The 22,289-nt window shown below is 32.1% G+C and carries 25 protein-coding genes; 9 read left to right on the top strand and 16 right to left on the bottom strand.

Annotated features, from left to right (window positions below; translation table 11 throughout):
- Positions 1-9: 9 nt before the first annotated feature.
- Both gldI and BFJ87_RS00875 read right to left on the bottom strand, forming a co-directional pair.
- Positions 10-555 (bottom strand): gliding motility-associated peptidyl-prolyl isomerase GldI, encoded by a 546-nt coding sequence (gene gldI / locus BFJ87_RS00880; protein WP_077398705.1) that lies wholly within the window; start codon positions 553-555, stop codon positions 10-12.
- Positions 552-1,568, bottom strand: coding sequence for a DHH family phosphoesterase (locus tag BFJ87_RS00875; RefSeq protein ID WP_077398703.1), 1,017 nt, complete (start codon positions 1,566-1,568; stop codon positions 552-554). Before BFJ87_RS00875 ends, gldI begins: the two co-directional genes overlap by 4 nt.
- A gap of 150 nt (positions 1,569-1,718) precedes the next feature.
- Here BFJ87_RS00875 and BFJ87_RS00870 point away from each other — a divergent pair, with 150 nt between their 5' ends.
- Positions 1,719-2,753, top strand: a complete 1,035-nt coding sequence (locus tag BFJ87_RS00870) for an alkaline phosphatase D family protein (protein WP_077398701.1) — start codon at positions 1,719-1,721, stop codon at positions 2,751-2,753.
- A 113-nt stretch (positions 2,754-2,866) separates the two neighbouring features.
- A complete protein-coding gene (locus BFJ87_RS00865) occupies positions 2,867-3,286 on the top strand; it encodes a nucleoside-diphosphate kinase (RefSeq protein ID WP_013619847.1) in 420 nt (139 codons plus the stop codon).
- 75 nt (positions 3,287-3,361) lie between these two features.
- Here the strand turns inward: BFJ87_RS00865 and BFJ87_RS00860 are convergent, their stop codons facing one another.
- The 3 genes from BFJ87_RS00860 to recF all read right to left on the bottom strand — a co-directional run bounded on the left by BFJ87_RS00860 (position 3,362) and on the right by recF (position 5,285).
- The gene (locus tag BFJ87_RS00860) at positions 3,362-3,658 is read right to left on the bottom strand and encodes a DciA family protein (protein ID WP_077398699.1); all 297 of its coding nucleotides are present in this window, start codon (positions 3,656-3,658) and stop codon (positions 3,362-3,364) included.
- The gene (locus tag BFJ87_RS00855; RefSeq protein WP_077398697.1) at positions 3,658-4,083 is read right to left on the bottom strand and encodes a hypothetical protein; all 426 of its coding nucleotides are present in this window, start codon (positions 4,081-4,083) and stop codon (positions 3,658-3,660) included. Before BFJ87_RS00855 ends, BFJ87_RS00860 begins: the two co-directional genes overlap by 1 nt.
- A 122-nt stretch (positions 4,084-4,205) precedes the next feature.
- A complete protein-coding gene (gene recF, locus BFJ87_RS00850) occupies positions 4,206-5,285 on the bottom strand; it encodes a DNA replication/repair protein RecF (RefSeq protein ID WP_077398695.1) in 1,080 nt (359 codons plus the stop codon).
- A gap of 124 nt (positions 5,286-5,409) precedes the next feature.
- Here recF and BFJ87_RS00845 point away from each other — a divergent pair, with 124 nt between their 5' ends.
- The 7 genes from BFJ87_RS00845 (at position 5,410) to BFJ87_RS00815 (ending at position 11,669) form a co-directional block, all read left to right on the top strand.
- Positions 5,410-6,177, top strand: a complete 768-nt coding sequence (locus BFJ87_RS00845) for a tetratricopeptide repeat protein (RefSeq protein ID WP_077398693.1) — start codon at positions 5,410-5,412, stop codon at positions 6,175-6,177.
- Positions 6,178-6,184: 7 nt separating this feature from the next.
- Positions 6,185-6,667 carry a 6,7-dimethyl-8-ribityllumazine synthase gene (gene ribH / locus BFJ87_RS00840; protein ID WP_077398691.1) on the top strand — a complete coding sequence of 161 codons (483 nt, stop codon included), beginning with the start codon at positions 6,185-6,187 and terminating at the stop codon, positions 6,665-6,667.
- A gap of 173 nt (positions 6,668-6,840) precedes the next feature.
- Positions 6,841-7,131 (top strand): riboflavin synthase subunit beta, encoded by a 291-nt coding sequence (locus tag BFJ87_RS00835; RefSeq protein ID WP_077398689.1) that lies wholly within the window; start codon positions 6,841-6,843, stop codon positions 7,129-7,131.
- Positions 7,131-9,008, top strand: a complete 1,878-nt coding sequence (gene mutL / locus BFJ87_RS00830; RefSeq protein ID WP_077398687.1) for a DNA mismatch repair endonuclease MutL — start codon at positions 7,131-7,133, stop codon at positions 9,006-9,008. Before BFJ87_RS00835 ends, mutL begins: the two co-directional genes overlap by 1 nt.
- Entirely contained in the window at positions 9,008-9,748 is a 741-nt protein-coding gene (locus tag BFJ87_RS00825; RefSeq protein ID WP_077398685.1) for a rhomboid family intramembrane serine protease, read from the top strand. The genes mutL and BFJ87_RS00825 overlap by 1 nt, the downstream gene beginning before the upstream one ends.
- Before the next feature lie 2 nt (positions 9,749-9,750).
- On the top strand, positions 9,751-10,632 hold the full coding sequence (locus tag BFJ87_RS00820) for a rhomboid family intramembrane serine protease (protein ID WP_077398683.1): 882 nt from the start codon (positions 9,751-9,753) through the stop codon (positions 10,630-10,632).
- 194 nt (positions 10,633-10,826) lie between these two features.
- Positions 10,827-11,669, top strand: coding sequence for an endonuclease/exonuclease/phosphatase family protein (locus BFJ87_RS00815; protein WP_245799568.1), 843 nt, complete (start codon positions 10,827-10,829; stop codon positions 11,667-11,669).
- On the opposite strand, the gene BFJ87_RS00810 is transcribed toward BFJ87_RS00815, so the two are convergent.
- From BFJ87_RS00810 to udk, 11 genes are all read right to left on the bottom strand, one after another.
- On the bottom strand, positions 11,652-11,966 hold the full coding sequence (locus tag BFJ87_RS00810) for a DUF6122 family protein (protein WP_077398679.1): 315 nt from the start codon (positions 11,964-11,966) through the stop codon (positions 11,652-11,654). The two genes, BFJ87_RS00815 and BFJ87_RS00810, sit on opposite strands and share 18 nt — an antisense overlap.
- Positions 11,959-12,591 (bottom strand): WbqC family protein, encoded by a 633-nt coding sequence (locus BFJ87_RS00805; RefSeq protein ID WP_077398677.1) that lies wholly within the window; start codon positions 12,589-12,591, stop codon positions 11,959-11,961. Before BFJ87_RS00805 ends, BFJ87_RS00810 begins: the two co-directional genes overlap by 8 nt.
- A 132-nt stretch (positions 12,592-12,723) precedes the next feature.
- Complete coding sequence (gene lepB / locus BFJ87_RS00800) at positions 12,724-14,418, bottom strand: signal peptidase I (protein WP_077398675.1); 1,695 nt, start codon at positions 14,416-14,418, stop codon at positions 12,724-12,726.
- Between the two features lie 102 nt (positions 14,419-14,520).
- Positions 14,521-15,222 (bottom strand): 4-hydroxy-tetrahydrodipicolinate reductase, encoded by a 702-nt coding sequence (dapB, locus tag BFJ87_RS00795; RefSeq protein ID WP_077398673.1) that lies wholly within the window; start codon positions 15,220-15,222, stop codon positions 14,521-14,523.
- A 2-nt stretch (positions 15,223-15,224) separates the two neighbouring features.
- Positions 15,225-15,872 carry a DUF5683 domain-containing protein gene (locus BFJ87_RS00790; protein WP_077398671.1) on the bottom strand — a complete coding sequence of 216 codons (648 nt, stop codon included), beginning with the start codon at positions 15,870-15,872 and terminating at the stop codon, positions 15,225-15,227.
- Entirely contained in the window at positions 15,865-16,770 is a 906-nt protein-coding gene (locus BFJ87_RS00785) for a ParB/RepB/Spo0J family partition protein (protein WP_077398669.1), read from the bottom strand. Before BFJ87_RS00785 ends, BFJ87_RS00790 begins: the two co-directional genes overlap by 8 nt.
- Complete coding sequence (locus BFJ87_RS00780) at positions 16,770-17,543, bottom strand: ParA family protein (RefSeq protein WP_013619830.1); 774 nt, start codon at positions 17,541-17,543, stop codon at positions 16,770-16,772. Before BFJ87_RS00780 ends, BFJ87_RS00785 begins: the two co-directional genes overlap by 1 nt.
- A 189-nt stretch (positions 17,544-17,732) precedes the next feature.
- Positions 17,733-19,880, bottom strand: a complete 2,148-nt coding sequence (gene scpA / locus BFJ87_RS00775) for a methylmalonyl-CoA mutase (protein ID WP_077398667.1) — start codon at positions 19,878-19,880, stop codon at positions 17,733-17,735.
- On the bottom strand, positions 19,873-21,237 hold the full coding sequence (locus tag BFJ87_RS00770) for a methylmalonyl-CoA mutase subunit beta (protein ID WP_077398665.1): 1,365 nt from the start codon (positions 21,235-21,237) through the stop codon (positions 19,873-19,875). Before BFJ87_RS00770 ends, scpA begins: the two co-directional genes overlap by 8 nt.
- The gene (locus tag BFJ87_RS00765) at positions 21,230-21,562 is read right to left on the bottom strand and encodes an FtsB family cell division protein (RefSeq protein ID WP_077398663.1); all 333 of its coding nucleotides are present in this window, start codon (positions 21,560-21,562) and stop codon (positions 21,230-21,232) included. Before BFJ87_RS00765 ends, BFJ87_RS00770 begins: the two co-directional genes overlap by 8 nt.
- A 7-nt stretch (positions 21,563-21,569) precedes the next feature.
- Positions 21,570-22,178, bottom strand: coding sequence for a uridine kinase (gene udk / locus BFJ87_RS00760; RefSeq protein ID WP_077398781.1), 609 nt, complete (start codon positions 22,176-22,178; stop codon positions 21,570-21,572).
- Positions 22,179-22,289 lie beyond the last annotated feature (111 nt).

Below are 22,289 nucleotides of genomic sequence, written 5' to 3'. Positions count from 1 at the left end.
AGTTTATTTTTAATTTAGAATACTATCTTTTTCTACTTTTAATATAGATACTACTGCTTTTAAAGGTATGTTGGTTCCTATTTTATTATCGTCTCCGTGGTAGCCGTAGCCTAAAGAAGAAGGAAATAAAAAGGTAGCGGTTTCATTTTCCTTTAAGAGTTTTACACTTGTACGCAAACCTAAAAATAATTCCTGTTTGTCTACCTTGTATTTTATTGTTCCAATTTCATTAAAACCATAAATAGTATCATTATTAAGGTCTAGTAAGCTATAACGCATAGTAACCAAATCATCTGGTTTAATAGTTTTTATGTCTTCTTGGTTTTTACTATTGTAATAGTACCAAGCTCCGTTTGTACCACTTATGTAGTTGTGGGCAGTATCCTTTTCTATTATACGTTGTATAATTGCTTCTTCTTCTGCAAGTAGTAATTTATTTCGTTTTATAGATTGTTTTATGTAACTACCTGTTTTTACTTCTATAGGTCTTCTTGGTTCTGGACCATCACAACTTATAAAGCACAATATTAGTGCTAAGTATATAACTTTTTTCATCCTTTTAATTGATCTTTATAACTGTCTAACAAAGCAACAAATTTTGCTGTGGTTTCTTCTAAAGAAACATTGCTTTTACCGCCAGCGGCATTGTCGTGCCCGCCACCTTCAAAATGCGCTCTTGCAAATTCGTTTACAGAAAAATTACCTTGAGATCTAAATGATATTTTTATAATTCCTTCATCTTTATTTTCAATAAAAATAACGGCAAAAATTATATTGTCTAAAGTAAGTCCGTAATTGACTATACCCTCTGTGTCTCCTTTTTTAAAGTCGTTTTCATCTAACTCTTCTTGGCTAAGTGTAATGTATGCAGTATGGTAATCTTCTAGTATCACCATATTTTTTAGGGCACAACCTAAAATATGTAATCTACTAGGAGAATTGGTGTCAAACACCTTATTGTGTATAGCCATATTTTCTGCTCCTTTATCAATTAAATCTGCAACTACGCGGTGTGTTCTGCTTGTTGTAGATGAGTACTTAAAAGAGCCAGTATCTGTCATTATGCCTGTATACAAGCAATTGGCAATATCTGCAGTAATTTTAGAAGTATCTTCTACAGCTTCAATAAAATTGTAAACCATTTCGCAAGTAGAGCTCATATGCACATCAGAATAGGTAACTTTTGCATAATCTGCCGGTGCTTGGTGGTGGTCTATCATTATAAAGGTACCTTCTGCAGCCTCTAAGGTTTCTTGCATAAAACCAACCCTAGATAAATGATTAAAATCTAGCGTAAAAATTAGACTAGCTTCTGCAATGTATTTTTCTGCGAGATCTTTATCATTTTCAAAAATAATGATTTCTTCTTGTCCTGGCATCCATTTTAAAAACTTAGGAAAGTCATTAGGAGCAATTACAACTGCTTGTTGTCCTTTGTTTTTTAGGTAGTGCATTAATCCTAAGGTAGAACCTATGGCATCACCATCTGGATTTTTATGTGGTATTATAACTATTTTTTGTGGTGAGCTAAGTAAGGAGCTCACTACTTTACTATCTTCTATATTCATATGCACCAAAGATAGTGTTTTTAGTAAATGCTCAAAATACCGTTGGCTTTTTATAACACCAATCTTATGTTTTGGTTAATACCTTGTATAATGCTTTAGTATGTGAAAAAATAGTCTTAAAATTGTTACTTAAACTATAATTTTAATATTTTGAAGAAAACTATTTTTATACTTGGTTTATTGGTAGTGTTTGGCGCTTGCAAAACCACTAAAACAGCTAATACTGTTGTTTCTCCAATAACTAAATCTGATTTTACTATTGCTTTTGGCTCCTGTAACAAGCATGATGAGGTAAACCCTTTGTGGGATGATGTTTTAGCAGCCAATCCTAATTTGTGGATTTGGGGAGGAGATAATATTTATGCAGATACAGATAATATGGAGCAGTTAAGAGCAATTTACACAGCTCAAGACAATGTGCCTGGTTACAAAAAGTTAAAAGAAACTGTACCTGTAATTGGTACTTGGGATGATCATGATTATGGTTTAAATGACGGTGGAGTAGAGTTTAAGGCTAAAAAAGAAAGTGAACAAGAGTTTTTAGACTTTATGGATGTTGCTAAAGATAGTCCGCGTAGACAAAGAGAAGGTGTTTATGCAGTGCATAATTATAATTTGCCAAAAGGAAAAATAAAAGTACTGGTTTTAGATACGCGCTATTTTAGAACAGCACTAACGCCAGCTACAGACAACAAAAGGCGTGTGCAACCAAATGTTTACGGAGAAGGAACTATTTTAGGTAAAGAGCAGTGGAAATGGTTAACGGAAGAGCTAAATAATTCTGATGCAGATTTTAATATTTTGGTGAGTAGTGTTCAATATTTATCTAACAAACACGGTTTTGAAGGATGGGGAAATTTTCCGCATGAGGTAGATAAACTTAAAAAACTTTTAGTACAAACTAAGGCTAAAGGCGCAATGATATTGTCTGGAGACCGACATATATCTGAGTTTTCTGTAGACACAGTAAAAGATTTAAATTATCCGCTGGTAGATTTTACAAGTAGTGGATTAACACATACATACACAGGTTTTTCTGGAGAAGAAAACCCATACAGGGTAGGAGATGTAGTATTTGTGAAAAGTTTTGGAGTATTAAATTTTAATTTTGACACTAAAACAGTAAACTTTAAAATGATTGGCGATAATGGTAAGGTGCTAGGAGAATTAAAACAAACCTATTAAGTTACTTACTGTTATAAACCTAACAATCTATTAACACTTGCTTTACAAGCTTTTAAACTAATTTGTTGCGTGTTATATTAAAAGCATTATTTTTGCAAAAAATTTAAAAGACGATGATTACAAACAGAACTTTTACAATGATTAAGCCAGACGGTGTAGAAAATGGTCACATTGGTGGTATTTTAGAGAAAATTACATCTGCAGGTTTTAAAATTGTAGCTATGAAATATACGCAGTTAAGCAAGAGAGATGCAGAAGCATTTTATGCTGTACATAGCGAGCGTCCGTTTTTTGGAGAGTTAGTAGAATTTATGACTAGAGGTCCTATTGTTGCTGCTATCTTAGAAAAAGATAACGCTGTTGAAGATTTTAGAGCTCTTATTGGTGCTACTAACCCAGCTGAAGCTGCAGAGGGTACTATTCGTAAATTATATGCAACTTCTATAGGAGAAAATGCAGTTCACGGATCTGATAGTGATGAGAATGCTGCTATTGAAGGAGCTTTCCATTTTTCAGGAAGAGAAATTTTCTAGATTTACATTACAACATACTAAAAAACCATCAAGTTTTTGCTTGATGGTTTTTTTATGTTTTAAAATGAAAAGTATTTAACGTAGTACTAATTTTTTTACCACTTCTTTTCCTAAATCTTCATTTATCATTTTAATAATTTTTGAATTGCCGTGACTTAATTCTTCTCGCAAAACAGAAGAACTTAGAGATACGTACAAAGTACCATTACGCAATTCTACAGCTGTAGTGTAGTTATTTACACCAGGCCCCATAAGGTTTTTCCATGCAGCACGCGTATCTACACCGTCTATACCTCGGTCTAGCTTATTTTCTTTTATAAAATCTTGTAAAAGATCTCCTAATTGTAGGTTTTCTTTTTTTCGTTTTGCCATTATTGCTCTATTTGTATAGGTTGGTAGCGTTTGTAAACGTATGTAATTTGTTCTGTGTCTTTAACGGTAAACGAGTCCTTTGTAAGGTTTATTAATTCTTCTTCTCTTTCCGTAAGGCTGTTACTGTATAATATGGTAAAGGTACTTTGTTTTTGGGTAATGGTAACCTTATCTATATCATTATTAGCTATAAAAGTGCCTCCAATTTTTGGCTTTACTTTTGTTCTAAATCCTTTTAGGTTGTTAATTTCAAAAAAGTCTATTACTGGGTTTGCTTTATACTCTTTGCTGGTGCCATCAGCAAAAAAAACTTTATTTATTTCCCAATAACCGTTAAGCAGCTTTATGTCTTCTTTTTTTACAGTTGTTGGGCTACCACAGGCAATAACTAGCAATGTTAAACATATTAGAGCTGTTTTTTTCATTTTTAAAAATATTTTAAATACAATTTTAGGGTTTGGGTGTGCAAATTTAAGTATAAAATAACGGCAACTTTTAATGTTATTTTGTTTTATGAATATAAAATATAAACTGTAAGTACAACTAGTTATATTTTAAATATTTTATAACTCTGGTGTATGTTTTTTACCACATTTTCAGTTCGGTCTGCGTGTGTATCGCTAATAAAAATTTGTCCAAAATTATCATCATCTACTAAAGACACTATTTGTGCTACTCGGTTCTCGTCTAGTTTATCAAAAATATCATCTAATAATAAAATAGGAGTTGTTTTGGCCTGCGCTTTAATAAAGTTAAACTGTGCTAACTTTAAAGCAATTAAAAACGATTTTTGTTGGCCCTGACTACCAAATTTCTTTACGGGATATTCATTAATTTCAAAAGATAAATCATCTTTATGCGTGCCAACAGTTGTATGCTGTACGGCTCTGTCTTTTTCTAAACTTTCATTAAATAACTGTAGCAAATCTTTATGTAATAATTTACTGTTATAAGTAATTGTTACATTTTCTTTTCCGCCAGATATTGCAGCATATTGTTCTTTAAAAATAGGAATAAAATCATTTAAAAAAGCAACACGTTCTTGGTGTATAAATGTGCCGTATTCTTGTAATTGCTCATTATATACACTTAGTGTGGTTTTATCAAAAGTGTGGTTTACTGCAAAGTATTTTAAAAGAGAATTACGTTGTAAAAGTATTTTGTTATATTTTAAAAGAGCTGTTAAATATTCTTTATTAGATTGTGAAATAACACCATCTATAAACTTTCGTCTAGTATCACTTCCCTCTAAAATAAGGTCGCGGTCTGCCGGAGAAATAATTACTAAAGGTAAAAAACCAATATGGTCCGAAAATTTATCGTATGCTTTGCCATTTCGTTTAATTACCTTTTTTGCACCTTTTTTTAGGCTACAAATTATTTTTTCTTCTCTTTCATTTTTTAAAAATAAACCATCAATAACAAAAAAATCTTCGCCGTGTTTTATGTTTTGAGAAGCAATAGGGTTAAAGTAACTTTTGCCAAAAGATAAATGGTAAATAGCGTCTAAAATATTTGTTTTTCCTACGCCATTACTACCAACAAAGCAGTTTATTTTGGCGTCAAAATCAAATTCTTTAGAGTCAAAATTTTTATAATTTACAAGCGATAATTTCTTTAAAAGCATTCTGTTTTTGGCAAGTTTTATTTTAAAAATATAAGAGAACTCGCAAATTATTGAAAAATAACGAATAAATAAGGTTTTAGATTTCAATAAAAACTTTATTTTTGCGCGATTAATAAAATTAACTATGGCTACATATAAAAAGCGAGGATACAAACCAAAGACTAAAGAAGAACAAGTAGAAGTAGAAATACAAGAACAAGATAGTACAACTGCAGAGGTTTTTAATACGTTAGATGAAAGTGCGTCCAAATCTGAAGAGTGGGTTGCAAAAAACCAAAAGGCCATTTTAGGCGTTATAGGTGTTATTGCAGTTGGAGTATTAGCTTACTTAGCTTATGTTAATTTTGTTCAAAATCCTAAAATTAATGATGCTAATAACGAAATGTACTACCCACAACAGTACCTAGACCAAGCGTTAAATGATGCATCTGCAAATAAAGATTCCTTATTAACTTTAGCTCTTAATGGGTCTGAAGGTAAATACGGTTTTTTAGATATTATTGAAGATTACAGTGGTACTCCTACAGCTAACTTGGCAAATTATTCTGCAGGTATGGCTTATTTAAATTTAAAAAACTACCAAGAAGCTATTAATCATTTAGAAGATTTTAGTACAGATAATGTTACTTTAGGTGCTTTAGCAAAGGGTGGTATAGGAGATGCTTTTATGCAATTAAACCAAACGGAAGATGCTTTAGATTACTATGAAAAAGCAATTGCACAAGGTGATAATGATTTTACTACACCAAGGTATTTATATAAAGCAGGTGTGGCAGCACTAGAGTTGGGTAAAAAAGATAAAGCTTTAAAGTATTTTGAAAGAGTTAAAAACGAATTTTCTACATCTATAGAGGCAACAACAATTGATGCATTTATAGGAAAAGCTAAATAATATAGATATGGCTACGGCTAATAAAAATTTATCAGTTTACGATAAAACAACAATCCCAAACGCGAAAGATTTTCGGTTTGGGATTGTTGTTTCAGAATGGAACACAGAAGTTACAGAAGGGCTATATAATGGAGCTATAGAAGCTCTTTTAGATTGTGGCGCTGTAAAAGAAAACATTGTAAGATGGGATGTTCCTGGTAGTTTTGAACTTACTTATGGTAGTAAAAAAATGATTGCTACAAAAAAAGTAGATGCAGTTATTGCTATTGGCAGCGTTATACAAGGAGAAACCAAACATTTTGATTTTGTATGCAGTGCAACTGCACAAGGTATTAAGGATCTTAATGTATTAACAGATACACCTGTTATATTTTGCGTGTTAACAGATAATAATTTGCAGCAAGCAATAGACCGTAGTGGAGGTAAACACGGTAATAAAGGAACAGAAGCTGCAATAGCAGCAATAAAAATGGCTGCTCTAGGAAACTAATACTGCCAAATACAATTATTAATACTCTTAAAAAGTCTTTTAAATAAGATTTTTTAAGAGTATTTTTTTATACATCTTTTTTGTTTTTATGTTAATTTGACTTGTTAACAAGTTTTGGCATAGTATCTGTGCTATTTTTTGTGTTTTTAAGTACCTTTGAAAATCTAGTTATTATGGGAAAATTTACACGATTACGGAAAAATAAGTCGTACGACTACAAGCCTCGTTACTTTGATGATAAGGGTGAGGGCAACCCGTATAAAATTCAGCATAAACTAGATAAATACCGTACAACTGTTGGCCCAAAACAAGGATTAAAAAGTAAGTTTGGAAACGCTTTTTCTGATCTGCGTAAAGAGGGAGACAGAAATATGAAAATACGAATGGCAATTATAATTGCTATTTTGGTTTTCGCTTTTTTATACATTATAGACTTTGATCTTTCAATATTCTCCATAAAATAATGGCAGATATCATAAAACTTTTACCAGACCACGTTGCAAACCAAATTGCAGCGGGTGAAGTTGTTCAGCGACCAGCATCTGTAGTTAAAGAGCTACTAGAAAATGCAATTGATGCAGGAGCAACTAGCATAAAATTAATAATTAAAGATGGTGGTAAATCTCTAATACAAGTTGTAGATAACGGTATTGGTATGAGTGCTACAGATGCAAGACTTAGTTTTGAGCGCCACGCAACATCTAAAATACAAAGCGCAGAAGATTTGTTTAATCTAAACACAAAAGGGTTTAGAGGAGAAGCTTTAGCTTCTATTGCAGCAATTGCACGTGTAGATTTACAAACAAAAACTGCCAATGAAGAAATTGGAACTGCAATAGAAATTGAGGGCAGTGAAATTAAATCTCAAGAGGTAGTTGCTACACCACAAGGTACTTCTTTGGCGGTAAAACACTTGTTTTTTAATATTCCTGCACGTAGAAACTTTTTAAAGTCAGACGCTGTAGAATTACGCCATATTACAGATGAGTTTCATAGAGTAGCTTTAGCTCACCCGTCTATAGCGTTTAATTACTATAACAATGGCAGTGAACTTTTTAACTTGCCAGAATCTAATTTTAGACAAAGAATAGTAAATATTTTTGGAAAAAAGTCTAATGAGAAATTGGTTCCTGTTAATGAGGATACACAAGTTGTAAAAGTTTCTGGTTTTATATGCAAGTCTGAGTTTGCTAAAAAAAGTAGAGGTGAACAATACTTTTTTGTAAATAACAGGTTTATAAAAAGTCATTATCTTCATTATGCAGTACTTGCTGCTTTTGAAGGTTTAATTAAGCCAGGTACACACCCTGGTTATTTTTTAAATTTAGAGGTAGATCCTTCATCAATAGATATAAATATACACCCAACTAAAACAGAGGTGAAGTTTGATGATGAGCAAACGTTGTATGCTATTTTAAGGTCTACTATAAAACATAGTTTGGGGCAGTTTAATGTTGCGCCTACTTTAGATTTTGATCATGACAGTAATTTGCAGACTCCTTATGAGTATAAAAATAAAAATGCTGTTTTACCTAAGGTAACCGTAGATTCAACTTTTAATCCGTTTGCAGAAGAAACCAAACAGGCGCGTAGTAGTTCGTCTTCAGCTGCATCTAACTCTTTTGCATCTTACAAAAAGCCTAGTCCCCAAAGTTGGGAGAGTTTATATGTAGAAACGCCCAATGCAGAGGTAAAATCTACTGGTTTTGAAGGAGTAAGTTTTGAGTCAGAGGTGAGTACAAAGTCTATTTTTGATGATACAGAAGATGATTTAGATACTTCTGCAATTACTTTTCAGTTAAAAAGAAAGTATATTGTAACTACCATAAAATCTGGTATGGTTGTAATAGACCAAGGAAGAGCGCACCAACGTGTGCTGTATGAGAAGTTTTTAAGAACAGTTACTTTAAATGAAGGTTTAAGTCAGCAGCTACTTTTTCCTATACAATTGTCATTTTCTTTAGCTGAAATTGATATTTTAAAAGATATAAAAGACAATTTAACTACTATGGGTTTTGTTTTTGGACAAATAAATGAAAATATAGTAGAAATAAATGGTATTCCGCCAATGGTTGCAGAAGCAGAAGTAGATGCTATTTTTGATGAGCTAATGGCAGATTGCCAACAAAATGTAGGGGCAGATGGTTTTTCACAAGCAGATGTTTTAAGTAAAGCATTGTGTAAATCTTTAGCAGTTAAAACAGGAGACGTATTAGATAAACTATCGCAGTCTGCATTGGTAAACGATTTGTTTGCGTGTACAGAATCTATGGTAAGTCCGTTTAACAAGCCAATTTATGTGACTATCACAGAAAACGATATTGATAAAAAATTTATATAATGGGTAGACTTACAGATGTTATAAAACATTTAATAATAATAAATGTTATTTTCTTTTTAGCAACACAAACTTTAGGAGACCAAATGTACCAATGGTTTTCTTTGTGGTTTCCAGAAAATGAAAATTTTCAATTATGGCAGTTAGTGTCACATATGTTTATGCACGGCGGTTTTATGCACATTGCTTTTAATATGTATGCCTTATATGCTTTTGGTACACCTTTAGAACAAATGTGGGGTAAAAATAAATTTTTATTCTTCTACTTTTCTGCTGGTATTGGTGCGGCATTAATACATACAGGTGTTAACTATTTTTACTTTAATCAAGGTCTAGATGCTATTGTAAACTCTGGGGTTTTTAAAGAAGAAGTAATGAATGCTTTGTTGGAAGGTCGAAATGTAAATTGGTATAGCTATGCATCTAAAAGTACAATGGATAATTTTTTAAGCGCATATTATGGGCCGGCAGTGGGTGCTTCTGGTGCTATTTATGGTGTTTTAGTTGCCTTTGGTATGATGTTCCCAAATGCGGAGTTAATGATGATATTTTTACCTATTCCTATAAAAGCAAAGTATTTTATTCCTGTTTTAATAGGTATAGATTTATTTTCAGGCTTAACGGGTTATTCTTTATTTGGTGGCGGTATTGCACATTTTGCACATATAGGTGGTGCTATATTTGGTTTTATAATGATGTGGTACTGGAAAAAAAATCAGTTTAATAACAATCGCTGGAATTAAAAATGAACGGAGATTTAAAATATCAATACGCACGATTAAATATTGCAGAAAAATTAATAGCTATTAATGTTGTTATTTTTTTACTTAATTTAATTTTGGTTAATCTTTTTAGATTACCAAATATTGTAAACTGGTTTAGCTTGCCAGAAAATATTGGTGATTTTATACTTCAACCTTGGTCTATAGTTACTTATTCTTTTTTTCATAGTGGTTTGGGGCATATTTTTTGGAATATGCTAATGCTTTACTTTTTTGGAAGAACATTTTTAAATTTATTTGATGCCAAAAAGTTTTTAAATGTATACTTCTTAGGCGTAATAGTAGGCGGATTTTTGTTTATGATAGGCTATAATACAATACCTGCTTTGTTAAATCAGAATGGCGTATTAATAGGTGCTTCTGCAGGTGTTACTGCAATTTTAATTTATGTATGTACTTACTTGCCTAACCAAACAGTGCGTTTGCTAATAATTGATTTAAAATTATGGCACTTGGGTGTTATTATTGTAGTTTTAGATTTAGTAAGGTTGTCTACAGGACAAAATGTAGGCGGAATGCTTAGTCATTTAGGAGGTGCTGCCCTTGGTTATTTTTATGCTAAACAACTAATGAATGGTAAAGATATAGGTGCAGGTTTTGGTAGATTTATGGATAGTATTGCTAATTTATTTAAGAAAGATAAAAAAGCCCCTATGAAAACCGTTTACAGAAATACTAAGACCAAATCAACAACAAGTACAAATGCAACTGTTAGTTTAGATCGAAAAAAAGCAGATAAACAACGTAAAATTGATGCTATTTTAGATAAAATTAGCAAATCTGGATACGAGAGTTTGTCTAAAGAAGAAAAAGATTTTTTATTTATAGCAGGTAAAGAGGACTAGTGAAAAAGCAATCTTTTTTTTACAGAATTGTATTTGTTCTCAATTATTTGTTTGCATTACTGTTATGTGTCTCGTACTTGGCACCATTTGTATCAGTAAAAATACTACCTTTTTTATCGGTTTTTAGTTTGTCGCTACCGTTATTAGTGTTTGTAAATATTCTTTTTTGTATGTTTTGGTTGTTGGCCAAAAATATGCGCATATTACTTTCTGCAACTGTACTAATTTTAGGTTACTTTTTGGTAGACTCATTTATAAAATTTAATTTTTCTGAAGTAGAAACTTTAAATAAAAATACTTTAAAAGTAATGAGTTATAATACTAGAGGATTTAATAAATATGAGTGGTCTAGTGATAAATCTCTTGGTGATAAGATTATTGATTTTGTTTTAAAAGAAGATCCAGATATTATCTGTTTTCAGGAGTTTAGTAGAATTCGGTACCACCAATTAAAGCATAGGTATAAATATAATTATGTAGCACCAGGGTTCTATGTAAACAAAGTAAACCAAGCAATATATTCTAAATTTCCTATAGTTAATATGGGAGAGTTACCGTTTAAGCATACAAATAACATTGCGAGCTTTGCAGATATACTTTATAAAAATGATACAATAAGAGTTTATAATTTACATTTAGAGTCTTTAAAGGTAGTGCCAGATATGGAGACAATTTCTAATGAGGAGTCTTCTAAATTATACGGGAGAATTACTAATTCTTTTAAAAAGCAGCAAGACCAAGCTACAATAGTAGAAGAGCATGTAAAGGCAACGCCATATAAAACTATTATTTGCGGAGATTTTAATAACAATCAATATTCTAATGTTTACCGCATTATTAAAGGAGATTTGCAAGATACTTTTAATGAAAAAGGAGTTGCTTACGGAAGAACTTATAATTTTAAATATTATCCTGTTCGCATAGATTTTATTTTAGCTAGTAAAAATTTTGAGGTTACAGCACATAAAAATTATAATATTAAATTATCAGACCATTTTCCTGTAATGGCTAGTTTTAACCTAAGCGTTAATAAATAAACAGTCTACAAAATCTGCTAGCATATGTAGTAGTAATGCTATTCCAAAAATTCTTGTTTTTTTTAAAAATAAAAAGGAGGTGTAAATGCCCATTGCCCAATAGGTATGTAAGGGGTGAAAGTTTAAGCTACACCTGTTAGCTTCAAAAATAGGTGTGGCTAGTAAGTGGTCTACATCTATTAAGATGGCTGCTAAAAGTATTATTATAGCTCTTGTGCGCTGTTCTTTATAAAAGAAATAGCCAATAATAATGGGCACAATAAAATGTATGCCATAATGCAAACAGAACCTAAGCATTTTTAAATGCTATACTATGGTTTTGTAAATAAGTAAGGGCATTAGTCCCCTCATTAAATAACAAATCTAAAATGCTACAGTTTTCTATAAAACCATTGCGGTCATCAAATACCTGAAAGTAGTTTTGTTGTTTAAAGTCTATTTTGTTTTTAGATGATATTAAAAAACGACCATCTGTAAAATTGGTAGGTTCTTTTTCAAATACTGTAGTTTTTTCTTGTGGCATATCAATTTGTAAACAATCACAAATTAGAGCGGTAGTTTCTAAATTTAAATCTAGTAAAAAATTGTGTTTTTTTTCAAAAAAAGGAGCAATTTCATCTTCATAAAATTCAAAAAAAGCAGATGTTCTATAGGCTGTTTCGAGCGTTCTCCAATGTTGTCTTTGCCAAGCATAGTCATTTTCTACTTTAACATCTTTGTACTTCTGCTTTCCTTTATCTTTACCAACGTGTTTTATGGGTATGTTTAGCATATGCTTACCAACATCCGCAGATATATATGATCTGTTTCTAAAAGTTTGTTTTTGATAGTTATCACTTACTTCCCAACATACGTTATTGTTTGCTATAGCAATAAAATTTGCAATATTTAAAAAATATCCAGGATGTAGTAAAATAGACATTAAATTTATATTTACAGTTTAAATACGATGCTCTTTTAGCTGGTTTGTTATTACATTAAGCGTTTAAAGAAATATAAACTTTTATGTAATTCAAAACCTTTAGTTGTATTTACCAAAGTTAAACTGGCATTCCTAATTAGTTTTCTTCTTCTTTTTTCTAAAGTAGTCAAAAACAAAATAAGCTACTAACGCAATAAGAAAGTATTTTAAATATGATACTGGTTCTCCAGAGCCACCAACAGTGGTAAAAAATCGGTTCCAACGAGGTTTCCAGTTTGCAAAACCATCATTAATACCATCTATACTCATCCAAATAAATACTGGTTTACCTACAATATGGTTCTCTGGTACAAAGCCCCAGTATCTACTATCTTCAGATTGGTGTCTGTTATCACCCATCATCCAAAAATAATCTTGCTTAAAAGTATACTTGTCTGCTACACTACCGTTTATAGTGATTTGGTTGCCAGCTTGTGCAAGAGTATTGCCTTCATACTCAGTTATTATTTTTTTGTAAAGCGGCAAGTTTTTAGCGTTCAAGTTAATTGTGGCACCAGCTTTAGGAATGTAAATAGGGCCTAAGTTATCTTCTGTTCCTGCTAAATTAGCATTTTGAGGAAATATTTTTGTAGACGGTTTTTTAAAGCTAAATTTAGTAACACTTTCTACAGCTGTTAATTTCTGAATCTTTTTAGCTTCTGCCTCAGTAAGGTTAAAAAGGTTCATATTTCTTACGTCTTCAGCTTTTAAATAGTTTTTTATTTTATCACTGGCAAAACTTCCTGTGTAATAAACATAAGCAGAATCTTGTTTTATTTCATCTAAACTAGTGCCTTTTTCCATTAGTTCTGGCACATTGTTTTTTTGTAAAACCTCTTTAGGTATGCGTGTAGTATAGCCAGTAAAGTTTTTTCTTCCTAAAACGTTAAGTACATTATTGTCTAAAGGGTTTTTAGTAGTTACTACGTGAAAAAACATCGGTTTAGCTCTATCTGGTAAAATTGTTTTTTTCTCGTTAATGTGTACATAGCCATCTATAACAGAGATGGTATCACCAGGTACGCCAACACAACGTTTAACGTAGTTAGATTTTTTGTCTATTGGTTTTTTAACGCCTTTTTCTTTTACAAAAAATTGTCTTACTGTATCTGCTGGCCAGCTAAAAACAACAATATCATTTCTTTTTATTTTTTGAAAACCAGGAAGCCTAAAATAAGGTAATTGAGGTTTGTTTAAGTACGATTTTAGTCCTACAACAGGTAATGTATCATGTACCATAGGAGCGGCAACTGTAGTCATAGGTGTGCGTGCTCCGTAATGAAACTTACTTACAAACAGAAAATCACCAACTAAAAGCGTTTTTTCTAATGATGAAGTAGGAATAACATATGGCTGTATAAAGTATGTGTGCACAAAAGTTGCAGCAACAATAGCAAAAACAATAGAACTTACCCATTCTCCCAATCCTGTAGTAGGGTGTAGGCTTCTGTCTTCTATATATTTAACATCTAATGCGTAGTTTACATAATAAATGTAAAACCCAAGTGTTAGTATCACTAACCAAGTGTCTGCTAGGCTGTTTTTACCATAACTTCTTATGGTTTCTACCCATATAACAGGAAACATTAAAAGGTTTATTATAGGTATAAATAAAAGAATTACCCACCATTTTGGTCTTCTAATAATTTGCATTAAAACAATAGCATTGTAAACAGGTACTGCTGCTTCCCAAGCTTTTCTACCAGCTTTTACATATAATTTCCACGTTCCTAAAAAGTGTATTACTTGTATAATTAGGATAAAAATGATCCACTGAGTTATATTCATTTTCTAAATTTATAATTTAAATCTACTGTTGTCTTAAATAGTAATTATTTAAAACTAAATTATTTTTTGCAAAACCCTGTATTTACAGTTGTTTTTTAACTTTTAATTAAGCTCCAGAACATCTTTCATAGAAAAAACACCAGTTTTACCTGCAATCCACTCAGCAGCTATAACTGCACCTAAAGCAAAGCCTTCTCTGTTGTGTGCAGTATGTGTAATGTCTATACTATCTACTTTGCTATTGTAGCTTACAGTATGTGTACCTGGTACTTCTGGTATTCTTTTAGCTACTATAGGTATGTGGTTTTCGTCAGCGTTATTAAGTTGCCAGCCTTTGTATTTAGAGTGTTCTAATACGCCCTCAGCAAGTGTAATTGCCGTTCCGCTAGGGGCATCTAATTTTTTTGTGTGATGAATTTCTTCCATAGTAACATTGTATTGCTCTAAAGACTTCATCATTTTAGCCAAGTAGCTATTTAACTCAAAAAAGATATTAACGCCTAAGCTAAAGTTAGATGCATAAATAAAAGCACCTTGCTTTTGCTTGCATAACGTAACAGCTTCATCGTATCTGTTTAACCAACCAGTAGTGCCAGAAATAATAGGAGTGTTGTTGTGTATACATTTTTCAATATTGCTAAAAGCAGCATCTGGTAAGCTAAAGTCTATAGCAACATCTATATTAGAAAAGTCTATTTCTGTAGTGTCTGCATCAATTTTAGCAACAATAGTATGGTTTCTGTTAATGGCTATTTGTTCTATCATTTTGCCCATTCTTCCGTAACCGAACAAAGCTATATTCATACTTAAAATTTTATTTGTAGTGCAAAACCATAATTAGGATCTGCTGTAATAGTGTTGTATTCTAAATAAGGTTTAATGTTAAAGCTAAGGTTGTCATCAACATTAAATTGTCTTAAATGAGCTTTTACATTGGCTTCAATAATATTTAAAGCATAAAGTCCAATTGTAATTAGTAGTGATAAATCTCTGTCTTCTTGGTAGCGTTCTTGTGCTCTTTGTAAGTCATCATCATCTAATCTAGGGTTTCCAGGATCTATTTCTTGTCCATTAAAGGCATAAAACTCATCATCCATAAAACCAGCTTTTCTTCTTTTAAAGGCATCTCTTGTTCTATTGTATTGCTTATTGTTAAAACTGTATGCATATACACCAGTACCTATTGCAGCGTAGACCAAAGGAACTTTCCAAACGTCTCCGTTATAAACTTGTCCTAAACCTGGTAATACTGCAGAATAAAAAGCTGCTTTACTTGGTTCTAAAGGGTCTATTCTTTCGTTTTTACTAATAAAAGCATCGTTTACAAGTACACCTTTTCCTTTTAAGTCTTCAGCAATAGAATCTTTTTCTTGTTTAGGCTTTTCTAGTTCTTGAGACCAGCATAAAGCAACAAAAAAACCAAAAAATAGTATAGTAGTTAGGTTTTTAAGCACCAGTAATTAATTTTTTTAGTCTGTCAAAATCCTCTGCAGAAGTAAACGAAATTGTAATTTTTCCTTTTCCTTTTTCTGAAGCTGTAACCGCTACTTTAGCAGCCAAATGCTTTTCTATTTTGGCAGAACCTTCTTTTACAAAATCTGGAGATTTAGCAGCTTTTTTTGCCGTAGGTTTTGCAGGCTTACCACCTTCTTGGTGCTCTTTTACAGCTTTTTCAGTTTCTCTTACAGATAAATTATTAGCTACAATTTTCTCGTACAAATCTATCTGATCAGATTTTTTTTCAATATTTATTAATGCTCTACCGTGCCCCATACTAACAAAACCGTCTCTAATACCAGTTTGTATAATAGGATCTAATTTTAAAAGACGTAAATAGTTTGTTATGGTAGATCTTTTTTTACCAACACGCTCGCTCATTTTTTCTTGAGTAAGTTGTATTTCGTCTATTAATCTTTGGTAGGATAATGCTATTTCTATAGGATCTAAGTCTTGCCTTTGGATGTTTTCTACCAAAGCCATTTCTAAAGACTCTTGGTCGTTAGCAATTCTTATGTATGCAGGTATAGTTTCTAAGCCCAGTAATTTAGATGCTCTAAATCTACGTTCTCCAGAAACAAGTTGGTACTTGTTAAATTCTAATTTACGTACAGTAATAGGCTGTATAACACCTAGTTCTTTTATAGATGTAGAAAGTTCTACTAAAGCTTCTTCGTTAAAATGAGATCTTGGCTGAAAAGGGTTAACTTCTATTAGATCTAAATCTAATTCAATTATATTACCAACAACCTTGTCTGCATTTTTATCATCAGCAGAATTAATATCATTTTCAGGATCTTTAAGTAAGGCAGATAAACCTCTACCAAGAGCCTGTTTTTTTGTTGCTTTCGCCATTATACTTTCTCCTTATTTTTTTTCATTATTTCGTTCGCCAAATTTAAGTAATTGGCAGCACCTTTACTACTGGCATCGTACTTAATAATGCTTTCTCCGTAACTAGGAGCTTCGCTTAGTCTAACGTTTCGTTGTATAATAGTATCAAAAACCATTTCCGAAAAATGTTTTTTAACTTCTTCTACTACTTGGTTAGATAGTCTTAATCTAGAATCAAACATAGTAAGTAATAAGCCTTCAATGTCTAACTCTGGATTATGAATTTTCTGTACACTTTTAATTGTGTTTAACAATTTGCCAAGTCCTTCTAACGCAAAATATTCGCATTGTATAGGTATTACAACAGAGTCTGATGCTGTTAGGGCATTTAGTGTTAAAAGTCCTAAGGAAGGAGCACAATCTATAAGAATATAGTCGTACTTATCTTTAAGTTCACCAATTGCTTTACGCATCATATACTCCCGTTGTTCCTTGTCTACCAATTCTATCTCAATTGCAACTAAGTCAATATGAGACGGAATTAAATCTACATTTGGAGAAGTGGTAGACATAATTGTTTCAGAAGCAGATTTGGTGTGCTCTAACAATTCATACGTACCAACTTCAACACTCTCAACATCTATACCTAAGCCAGAAGTTGCGTTTGCTTGGGGGTCTGCATCTATAAGCAATACTTTTTTCTCTAGTACGCCTAAAGAAGCTGCAAGATTAACAGAGGTGGTTGTTTTTCCAACTCCACCTTTTTGGTTAGCTATGGCTATTATTTTGCCCATTGTCATAGTAAGTTTAGTGAGGCTAAAAATACACTTTTTTACGACTATATAAAACCGAAGTTGTTAATAGTTTGTAAATAAAAAGCAGCTGTGGGCAGCTGCTTTTGTTTTTATAGTGCCAAAATTACAGTTAAATTTTAATTTTTTAACTCATTTTCAGCACATTTTATTTTAAATGTATTGTAAAATTTATGCCATTAAAATTTCTAAAATTTGAATAGCTGCATCACTAATTTTTGTTCCAGGTCCAAAAACTGCAACTGCACCAGCGTCAAACAAAAATTGATAGTCCTGTTTAGGCACTACACCACCAACAATTACCATTATATCTTCTCTACCGTGTTTTTTGAGCTCTTTAATTACAGCAGGTACAAGAGTTTTATGACCAGCAGCTAATGAGGAAACACCTAATATATGTACATCATTTTCTACGGCTTGTTTGGCAGCTTCTTCTGGTGTTTGAAAAAGTGGACCTATATCTACATCAAAACCTAAGTCTGCGTAACCAGTTGCAACTACTTTTGCACCACGATCATGACCATCTTGTCCCATTTTAGCAACCATTATTCTTGGTCTTCTTCCTTCGGTTTCTGCAAACGCATCTGCCATTGCTAAAGCTTTTTTAAAGCTTTCATCATTTTTAATTTCTTTAGAGTACACGCCTGTAAATGATTGTATTTTTGCTTTATGTCTGCCAAAAACAGTTTCTAAAGCGTCACTAATTTCGCCTAATGTAGCTCTGTGTTTGGCAGCTTCTACAGCTAAAGCTAATAAATTTTTAGAAGCATTGTTATTTTCGCTGTTATTTTTACTCTCCTGCGCTGCTTTTGTTAAGTTGGCTAATGCAGTATTAACTAACTTAGTATTTCTAGTGGCTTTAATATGCTCAAGCCTTTCTACTTGTTGTTTGCGTACTTGCTCATTGTCAACCTCTAAAATATGTAAGTCATCTTCATTCTCTAGTTGGTATTTATTTACACCAACAATTACATCTTCATTACTATCTATACGAGCTTGTTTTTTTGCAGCGGCTTCTTCTATTCTCATTTTTGGTATACCAGCTTCAATAGCCTTGGTCATACCACCTAATTCTTCTACTTCTTCAATTAATTTCCAAGCTTTTTGCGCTATTTCTTCGGTTAATTTTTCTACATAATAGCTACCCGCCCAAGGATCTACCGTTTTTGTAATCTTGGTTTCTTCTTGCAAATAAATTTGTGTATTACGGGCAATTCTTGCCGAAAAATCTGTTGGTAACGCAATTGCTTCGTCTAATGCATTGGTATGTAAACTTTGTGTGCCACCAAATGCAGCAGCAGCTGCTTCTATTGTGGTTCGGGCTACATTGTTAAACGGGTCTTGTTCTGTTAAGCTCCAACCACTAGTTTGGCAATGTGTACGCAGGGCTAAAGATTTTGCATTTTTAGGATTAAATTGTTTTACCAATTTGGCCCATAACATACGACCAGCACGTAGTTTTGCAATTTCCATAAAATGGTTCATGCCAATAGCCCAGAAAAAAGATAGGCGAGGAGCAAAACTATCTATATCCATCCCAGTTTTTAGTCCGGTTTTTATATATTCTAAACCATCTGCTAAGGTATAAGCTAGCTCTATATCTGCTGTTGCGCCAGCTTCTTGCATATGGTAACCAGATATACTTATGCTATTAAATTTTGGCATAAACTTACTGGTATACTCAAAAATATCTGCTATAATTTGCATAGATGGTGTAGGCGGGTAAATATATGTATTACGCACCATAAACTCTTTTAAGATATCGTTTTGGATAGTACCAGCCAACTGCTCTAGACCAACACCTTGCTCCTGAGCCGCAACAATATAAAACGCTAAAATGGGTAAAACAGCACCATTCATAGTCATAGAAACCGACATTTTATCTAGCGGAATACCACCAAATAAAATTTTCATATCCTCAACAGAGTCAATTGCAACACCAGCTTTACCAACATCTCCAACAACACGTTTATGGTCACTGTCATACCCTCTGTGTGTAGGTAAATCAAAAGCTACAGACAATCCTTTTTGTCCTGCAGCTAAATTACGCCTGTAAAAAGCATTACTTTCTTCTGCAGTAGAAAAACCAGCATATTGTCTTATTGTCCATGGTCTGCGCACGTACATAGTAGAGTATGGACCGCGTAAGTTTGGAGCCAAACCAGCAGCAAAGTTTACATGTTCTACATCATCTATATCTTGTTTAGTATATGTTTTTTTTACAGGAATACCTTCTGCAGTGTTAAAAATAGAAGTATCAGATTTTTTAGCACTGTCATCTGTATTTAGTTTTAAGTGTTGTAAATCTTTTCTACTCATCTTTTAATCTGTTTTGTTCTAAGGTTTCTGCCAATCTTTTTTCAATAATTGGCTCTATAAGTGTTTTACGGGCATTTGTTTTTACAAAAGGGTATAACTCTAAGTCTTCCTTAATTTTATCTTCTTTGTTCTGATATTTGTTTGTGCCAACCAAAACTTCTTTTTCTTCATTAAAAAGTGCTTGTTCTTTAGCTGCACTTTCTTTTATTTTTTTCTGTATTTGATGAGATTTTAAATTTGATAAAAACCCGCCTGTTGTTTCTATAGATTTAAAAAGTTCTAATGCCTTTTCTGCTAATTGTTGGGTAATAGACTCTATATAGTACGCACCATCTGCTGGGTTATTTACCACATCTAAATAGCTTTCTTTTTTTAAAATAAGTAATTGATTGCGTGCAATACGCTCTCCAAACTCATTGTCTTTATGGTAAATAGCATCATAAGCTAAGTTGTAAATTGTATTTGCACCTCCTATACTGGCAGCCATACATTCTGTAGTTGTACGTAGCATATTAACGTTATAGTCGTACAAAGTTTTATTACGTTTACTTGGTACTGCTAAAATAGTACAGTCTGTATTTGTGTTGTATTCTGCAGCTAATGTTTTCCATAATAAACGTAAAGCTCTAAGCTTTGCAATTTCAAAAAAGTAGTTACCAGAAATACTTACGGTAAATGTAAAGTTAGGAATGGTGCAACTTTTAAAATGATTTAAATACTCATTAGCATGTGCTATAGCGTAAGCTAACTGTTGTACCATTGTTGCACCTGCATTTTGGTATGTGCTAACGTTTACACCTATAGTATTTTTGGCATTGGTGATTTCTGTAATTTTGTCTAATTCTTGGTGGTCTGCTGCAAGATTATGATACCAATTACCAGAACTTACTAAGTTACCAATTATGTCTACATTATAATGTACGTTAACTGTTTTGTCTTTGGTAAAATCTTCAACTTGTTTAATATATTCTGAAGATAAAAACTGAAAGAAAAAATAAACTGTTTTATTCTCAAGATTGATGTTTTTTAAAAGTAAGTCAATCTTAATTTTATCATTTGGAATTGTAAAAATTAAATCTTCTGCACCTCTTTCTAAAGCATTTAATGCTTTCTGGTTAGAAGCAATTTCGTTTTGCACAAATATAGCCTGACCAATATTCCAGTCCGGACTTGCGATATTTATGGTTTTTCTATCTAAATCATCAGTGTTGTAAAATGGTTTAACCTTTATATTTTCTGGAGACTCCCAAACTAATGTGTCATTATAATCTGCACCCTTTAAATCTACCTGAATTTTTTGTTTCCATTCTTTGGTAGTCACTTCAGAAAAATCATTAAATAATTTAGTTTTACTCATCTTCTTTAGTTTTTAGGCTGTCTTGGTATTCTATTAAATAAATTTCTTCGTCTTTCTTTTTAAGAAAGTATTGTTCACGTGCAAATTTTTCTAACTCTTTGGGGTCGCTTAGCTTTTCAATAATTTTTTTGTCTCTAGCTATCTCATCTTTTAAGTATTCTTTTTGCTTTTCTAAACTTTCAATTTGGTTTTGCAATTCGTTGTGAATAAAGAGCGAGTTTGTATCAAAAAAAATCATCCAAATAACAAAAACGGTGAGTACTAGCACATACATATTTGTAGCTATACCAAACCATTTTTTATTTCTAAGCTTTTTAAATATCATCTAAAAGTTACACTAATTTTTCGTTTATAATGGTACGTACAATATCTATAGCTACTGTATTGTGCTTGTTGTTAGGTATAATAATATCTGCATACTCTTTACTAGGTTCTATAAACTCTGCATGCATTGGTTTAATAGTGCTTTGGTATTTTTCTAGGGTTTCATCTAAATTCCAACCACGCTCGTTAACATCTCTTTTTATACGTCTAATTAAGCGTTCATCAGAATCTGCGTGTACAAAAATTTTAATATCCATCATTTTTCTAATTTCAGGATCTGTCATAATTAGAATACCTTCTACAATTACCACTTTTCTTGGTTCTGTAGGTACGGTTTCATCTGTTCTGTTACACTCTAAAAAAGAATATACAGGTTGTTGTATTGTGTTTCCCTTTTTTAATTCTTCTAAATGCTGCTTTAGCAATTTAAAATCAATAGAAAGAGGGTGGTCAAAATTTGTTTTTCTTCTTTCTTCTAAAGGTAAATGAGAAAGATCATTGTAGTAAGAGTCTTGAGAAATTACGCATACTTCATCATCTGGTAATTCATTAATAATCTGGTTTACAACAGTTGTTTTTCCGCAACCAGTACCACCAGCTATCCCAATTATTAACATAAATTTAATTTTTTTTGTCAAAAATACAATTTTGCTATTATATATTTTTGATTATTACGTTTAGTGTTGATTTTATTACGTTAAATGCACTTACTTTAACTTAAAATTAAA

Source organism: Cellulophaga omnivescoria (genome assembly GCF_001999725.1).
GTDB lineage: Bacteria > Bacteroidota > Bacteroidia > Flavobacteriales > Flavobacteriaceae > Cellulophaga > Cellulophaga omnivescoria.
This window is presented reverse-complemented; position numbering and strand designations above follow the sequence as displayed.

Bases quoted from the DNA above. Each gene is read 5' to 3' on its own strand.
- BFJ87_RS00860 (WP_077398699.1), bottom strand. From the start codon at position 3,658: ATGGCAAAACGAAAAAAAGAAAACCTACAATTAGGAGATCTTTTACAA.
- dapB (WP_077398673.1), bottom strand. From the start codon at position 15,222: ATGAATATAGCTTTGTTCGGTTACGGAAGAATGGGCAAAATGATAGAA.
- BFJ87_RS00805 (WP_077398677.1), bottom strand. From the start codon at position 12,591: ATGTCTATTTTACTACATCCTGGATATTTTTTAAATATTGCAAATTTT.
- BFJ87_RS00845 (WP_077398693.1), top strand. From the start codon at position 5,410: ATGGCTACATATAAAAAGCGAGGATACAAACCAAAGACTAAAGAAGAA.
- scpA (WP_077398667.1), bottom strand. From the start codon at position 19,880: ATGAGTAGAAAAGATTTACAACACTTAAAACTAAATACAGATGACAGT.
- BFJ87_RS00855 (WP_077398697.1), bottom strand. From the start codon at position 4,083: ATGAAAAAAACAGCTCTAATATGTTTAACATTGCTAGTTATTGCCTGT.
- BFJ87_RS00785 (WP_077398669.1), bottom strand. From the start codon at position 16,770: ATGGCGAAAGCAACAAAAAAACAGGCTCTTGGTAGAGGTTTATCTGCC.
- lepB (WP_077398675.1), bottom strand. From the start codon at position 14,418: ATGAATATAACTCAGTGGATCATTTTTATCCTAATTATACAAGTAATA.
- mutL (WP_077398687.1), top strand. From the start codon at position 7,131: ATGGCAGATATCATAAAACTTTTACCAGACCACGTTGCAAACCAAATT.
- udk (WP_077398781.1), bottom strand. From the start codon at position 22,178: ATGTTAATAATTGGGATAGCTGGTGGTACTGGTTGCGGAAAAACAACT.
- BFJ87_RS00820 (WP_077398683.1), top strand. From the start codon at position 9,751: ATGAACGGAGATTTAAAATATCAATACGCACGATTAAATATTGCAGAA.
- BFJ87_RS00765 (WP_077398663.1), bottom strand. From the start codon at position 21,562: ATGATATTTAAAAAGCTTAGAAATAAAAAATGGTTTGGTATAGCTACA.
- BFJ87_RS00835 (WP_077398689.1), top strand. From the start codon at position 6,841: ATGGGAAAATTTACACGATTACGGAAAAATAAGTCGTACGACTACAAG.
- BFJ87_RS00780 (WP_013619830.1), bottom strand. From the start codon at position 17,543: ATGGGCAAAATAATAGCCATAGCTAACCAAAAAGGTGGAGTTGGAAAA.
- BFJ87_RS00825 (WP_077398685.1), top strand. From the start codon at position 9,008: ATGGGTAGACTTACAGATGTTATAAAACATTTAATAATAATAAATGTT.
- BFJ87_RS00865 (WP_013619847.1), top strand. From the start codon at position 2,867: ATGATTACAAACAGAACTTTTACAATGATTAAGCCAGACGGTGTAGAA.
- ribH (WP_077398691.1), top strand. From the start codon at position 6,185: ATGGCTACGGCTAATAAAAATTTATCAGTTTACGATAAAACAACAATC.
- BFJ87_RS00810 (WP_077398679.1), bottom strand. From the start codon at position 11,966: ATGCTTAGGTTCTGTTTGCATTATGGCATACATTTTATTGTGCCCATT.
- recF (WP_077398695.1), bottom strand. From the start codon at position 5,285: ATGCTTTTAAAGAAATTATCGCTTGTAAATTATAAAAATTTTGACTCT.
- gldI (WP_077398705.1), bottom strand. From the start codon at position 555: ATGAAAAAAGTTATATACTTAGCACTAATATTGTGCTTTATAAGTTGT.
- BFJ87_RS00875 (WP_077398703.1), bottom strand. From the start codon at position 1,568: ATGAATATAGAAGATAGTAAAGTAGTGAGCTCCTTACTTAGCTCACCA.
- BFJ87_RS00770 (WP_077398665.1), bottom strand. From the start codon at position 21,237: ATGAGTAAAACTAAATTATTTAATGATTTTTCTGAAGTGACTACCAAA.
- BFJ87_RS00815 (WP_245799568.1), top strand. From the start codon at position 10,827: ATGCGCATATTACTTTCTGCAACTGTACTAATTTTAGGTTACTTTTTG.